This is a genomic window from Cupriavidus sp. 05N40, assembly GCF_056397305.1.
The window spans coordinates 1-4,691 of record NZ_JBFTND010000337.1 but is presented as its reverse complement, the minus strand read 5'-3'; the positions used below and the strand labels follow the sequence as shown (position 1 = coordinate 4,691).

Here is a 4,691-nt window from a genome sequence, read left to right as displayed (position 1 = left end):
GTGCCACGCTGACGCGGCACGGGCCGCTCGCCTTCGACCAGGTCGGCCGCATCGCCTACCTGAACGAACAGATGCTGGACCTTTCCGCGCGCGAGGTGGGGCTGCTGGAAATCCTGCTGACCCGCACCGGGCGGCTGGTATCGAAGGAGCAACTGGTGGACCACCTGTGCGAATGGGGCGAGGAGGTCAGCAACAACGCCATCGAAGTCTACGTGCACCGGCTGCGCAAGAAGATCGAGGTGGGCGGCATCCGCATCGCCACGGTTCGCGGCCTGGGCTATTGCCTGGAGAAATTCCAGGCTGCCGCGGTCCACGGCTAGGAGACACCATCCGCGCCTTGCCTTCCCCTGCTTACCCTGGTTACGCCACTCCGGCCACTCCGGACCACCCTACTCCCGTCTCATGAGCCTGCTGCGACTGCCCCGGCGGCGCGCGCGGGCCGCACGGCCCGCGCCGCCCGCATCGTCCCCGGACGGATCCGCCTCGCCGGATGCCGGCGTCGCCGACGAAGCGCTGGCCGAAGCCCTGCCGCACCTTGAGGACAGCGCCGGCCATCCGTCCCCGCGCTCGCTGTTCGGCGAGATCCTGGACTGGATGCTGGCCCCGCTGCTGCTGCTCTGGCCGATGAGCATCGCGGTGACCTACCTGGTGGCCAAATCCATCGCCAACGGCCCGTTCGACCGCTCGCTGGAAGCCAGCGCCATCGTGCTCTCGCAGCAGGTGCGCGAGGTCAACGGGCGCGTCACGCTGCAGCTGCCGCTGTCCGCGCGCGAGATCCTGCGTGCCGACGAGAGCGACAACATCTACTACCAGGTAGTCGGCACGCACGGCGAGTTCGTGGCCGGCGACAACGACCTGCCGCTGCCCAGCGAGGACGACCGCGGCCACGCCGGGCTGGTGTCGCTGCGCGACGACCGGGTGGCCGGCAACGACGTGCGCGTCGCCTACACCTATGTCGATCTCAAGCACGGCGGCGACACGCAGCCGGTGCTGGTGCAGGTGGGCGAGACCCTGGACAAGCGCGCGCGCCTGGCCAACGAGATCATCAAGGGCGTGATCCTGCCGCAGTTCGTGATCCTGCCGCTCGCGGTGGTGCTGGTGTGGTTCGGCCTGACGCGCGGGCTGGCGCCGCTGACCGCGATCCAGCAACGCATCCGCGCGCGCAATCCCGGCGATACCAGCCCCATCGACGAGCACGCCGCGCCGCAGGAGATCACGCCGCTGGTGGCGTCCTTCAACGACCTGCTGGCGCGCCTGGACATGTCGGTGCAGACACAGAAGCGCTTTATCGCCGATGCCGCGCACCAGATGAAGACCCCGCTGGCCGGGCTGCGCATGCAGGCCGAACTGGCGCAGCGCGAACAGTCGCCCGAGGAATTGCGCAAGTCGCTGGCGCAGATCGCCGGCAGCTCGGAACGCACGGCCCACCTGGTGACGCAGCTGCTGTCGCTGGCGCGCACGGAGAACCTGGCCGGTGCCGGCAGCATGGCGCCGCTGGACCTGGGCGCGCTGGCGCGCGAGGTGGTCAAGGACTGGCTGCCGCAGGCCTGGGCCCGCAGCATCGATCTCGGCGTCGACGCCGACGATCATCCCGTCATGGTGCAGGGCAACCGCCTGATGCTCACTGAAATGCTGAACAACCTGATCGACAACGCGATCCGCTACACCCCCGCGGGCGGCCACGCCACCGTGCGCGCAAGGGCGGACGCCTTCGAACCGTTCGCCTACCTCGAGGTGGAGGACACCGGCCCGGGCATCCCGGTGGCCGAGCGCGAGCGCGTGATGGAGCGCTTCTACCGCGTGCTGGGCACGCAGACCCAGGGCAGCGGCCTGGGCCTGGCCATCGTGCGCGAGATCGTGCAGCAGCACGGCGGCGATGTCAGCATCGTCGACAACGTCTACCAGTCCGAGCCGCGCCTGGCCGGCGCCTGCTTCCGCATCACGCTGCGCCGGCCCGTCGCCGGAGATACGGCATGAGCGGCGCCGCCCGCCCGCCCGGCCCGCGCGCCGCGGCAGGCCAGCCCGGTTCGGCCGCGCGGCACGCGTGGCGCCGCAACCTGCGCTGGATCGCCGCGCTGCTGGCAATCTGGTTCGTGGTCACCTTCGTGGTCAGCTGGTTCGCGCGCGAGCTGCGTTTCGACTTCTTCGGCTGGCCCTTCTCGTTCTGGGTAGGCGCGCAGGGTGCGCTGATCATCTACGTACTGATGGCAGCCCTCTACGCCTGGCGCATGAACCTGGCTGACGACGAAGCCGGCGAGGACGAAGCCGCCGCCCGGCCCGGGATGGACGCGCGGCGGGAGGATGCTGCATAGCAAGAAGGCGCCTGCGCCGCGTCGCGATGAACCCTCCCGCGCCCAACCCGGACCCCGGACGTCGCGCCGCAACAATCCCGCACCCCGCATTTCGCTAGCGTATACCCCGAGCGTTTAGTGGCGAACTCGGCGGAAATTGTCAGAACTCAGTAAGTTTCGCCTCCCACAATCCATTGAACTTCGGTGACTGTCCCGTGTCCGCAAGCGCGTTCCGGCTGTCCACCCGAAAGATTCCGATGACAAAACGGAGGAGACAAATGGCTAATGCGCAGAACGTGGCGATGCCTGGCGGCAGCGCCCAGGGCACGGCGATGACGGCCGAAGAGAGGAAGGTGATTTTCGCCTCCTCGCTCGGCACGGTATTCGAGTGGTACGACTTTTACCTGTACGGTTCGCTGGCGGCCATCATCGCCAAGCAGTTCTTCGCCGGGCTCGATCCCACCGCGGCCTTCATCTTCGCGCTGCTGGCATTCGCCGCCGGCTTCATCGTGCGGCCGTTCGGCGCACTGGTGTTCGGCCGCCTCGGCGACATGATCGGGCGCAAGTACACATTCCTGGTGACCATCCTGATCATGGGTGTGTCGACCTTCATCGTGGGCCTGCTGCCGGGCTTCACCACCATCGGCTGGGCGGCGCCGATCATCCTGATCGCGCTGCGCATGCTGCAGGGCCTCGCGCTCGGCGGCGAGTACGGCGGTGCCGCCACCTACGTAGCAGAGCACGCGCCGCACGGCAAGCGCGGCGCCTACACGGCGTGGATCCAGACCACCGCCACGCTCGGCCTGTTCCTGTCGCTGATCGTGATCCTGCTGTGCCGCAACCTGACCGGAGCCAACTTCGACGTGTGGGGCTGGCGCATCCCGTTCCTGGTCTCGATCCTGCTGCTGGCCGTGTCGGTGTATATCCGCCTGTCGATGAGCGAATCGCCCGCCTTCCAGAAGATGAAGGCCGAGGGCAAGACCTCCAAGGCACCGCTGACCGAAGCCTTCGGCCAATGGCGCAACATGAAGATCGTGATCCTGGCGCTGGTGGGCCTGACCGCCGGCCAGGCCGTGGTCTGGTACACGGGCCAGTTCTACTCGCTGTTCTTCCTGACCCAGGTGCTCAAGGTCGACGCCACCACCGCCAACCTGCTGATCGCGGGCGCCCTGGTGATCGGCACGCCGTTCTTCATCTTCTTCGGCTCGCTGTCCGACAAGATCGGCCGCAAGTGGATCATCATGGCCGGCTGCGCGCTGGCGATGCTGACCTACTTCCCGCTGTTCAAGGCCCTCACCCACTACGCCAACCCGGCACTGGAACGCGCTCAGCAGACCGCCCAGATCGTCGTCACCGCCGATCCCAAGCAATGCTCCTTCCAGGGCAGCCCGATCGCCCGCGAGATCGATTTCCGCAGCTCCTGCGACATCGTCAAGCGGACCCTGGCACAAGCCTCCGCCAGCTATGAAGTGGTGGAAGCCCCGGCCGGCACGGTGGCCTCGGTGAAGATCGGCGACAAGCAGATCAACGCCTTCAACGCCTCGCTGGATTCCGCTGGCCACAGCTTCGACGACGCCAGCAAGAAACAGATCGCCGCGTTCAAGAAGGAAGTGGGCGGCTCGATGGCCTCGGCCGGCTACCCGACCAAGGCAGACCCGGCGCAGATGAACACCATCATGGTGCTGGTGGTCCTCGTCATCCTGGTCATCTACGTGACCATGGTGTACGGCCCGATCGCCGCCATGCTGGTCGAACTGTTCCCGACCCGCATCCGCTACACCTCCATGTCGCTGCCGTATCACATCGGCAACGGCTGGTTCGGCGGCCTGCTGCCCACCATCTCCTTTGCCCTGGTGGCGCAGAACGGCAATATCTACTACGGCCTCTGGTACCCGATCATCATCGCCGGCGTGACCCTGGTCATCGGCTCGCTCTTCGTCCGCGAGACCAAGGACGTGAATATCTACGCGAACGACTGAGACTGATGGTTGTACAGGACTGATCCGGTAATCAGTCGCTCCAGCCGGCGGGCCGCAAGGTCCGCCGGCTTTTTTCCGGCTGGCGCAGGCGGCTTCCGGAGGTCCTCGAAACTTTTTTGCGGAAGGTGTTGACAGGATCGAAAGCCAAGGTATAATTTCGGTCTTCAACGGCGAATTAGCTCAGTCGGTTAGAGCGACGGAATCATAATCCGCAGGTCCGGGGTTCGAATCCCTGATTCGCCACCATATTTCTGGCTCTCTCTTCGTTTGCGACAGAGAAGGCTGGCAAGCAGTACGCATCATGTGAAAACCCCTTTCGGCCGACAGGCAGGAAGGGGTTTTTGCATTGTGGCCTCCCGAAGTTCGACTTCCGGAGAACATGGTTTCATGGATGCGCGACATATTCGGCGCTTGACTGGGA

General features: G+C 66.1%; 4 protein-coding genes and 1 tRNA gene. All 5 read left to right on the top strand.

Annotation, left to right across the window (positions count from 1 at the left end; genetic code table 11):
• A partial coding sequence (locus AC1DO7_RS39505; protein ID WP_477117434.1) for a winged helix-turn-helix domain-containing protein occupies nt 1-320 on the top strand: 320 nt, incomplete at its 5' end.
• 82 nt (nt 321-402) lie between these two features.
• The gene (locus tag AC1DO7_RS39500; protein ID WP_441621455.1) at nt 403-1,977 is read left to right on the top strand and encodes a sensor histidine kinase; all 1,575 of its coding nucleotides are present in this window, start codon (nt 403-405) and stop codon (nt 1,975-1,977) included.
• Nucleotides 1,974-2,312 carry a DUF4212 domain-containing protein gene (locus tag AC1DO7_RS39495; protein ID WP_441621453.1) on the top strand — a complete coding sequence of 113 codons (339 nt, stop codon included), beginning with the start codon at nt 1,974-1,976 and terminating at the stop codon, nt 2,310-2,312. The genes AC1DO7_RS39500 and AC1DO7_RS39495 overlap by 4 nt, the downstream gene beginning before the upstream one ends.
• A gap of 257 nt (nt 2,313-2,569) precedes the next feature.
• The gene (locus AC1DO7_RS39490; protein WP_441643539.1) at nt 2,570-4,270 is read left to right on the top strand and encodes an MFS transporter; all 1,701 of its coding nucleotides are present in this window, start codon (nt 2,570-2,572) and stop codon (nt 4,268-4,270) included.
• 169 nt (nt 4,271-4,439) lie between these two features.
• Nucleotides 4,440-4,516: transfer RNA gene (locus AC1DO7_RS39485), tRNA-Met, on the top strand.
• Nucleotides 4,517-4,691: the final 175 nt, after the last annotated feature.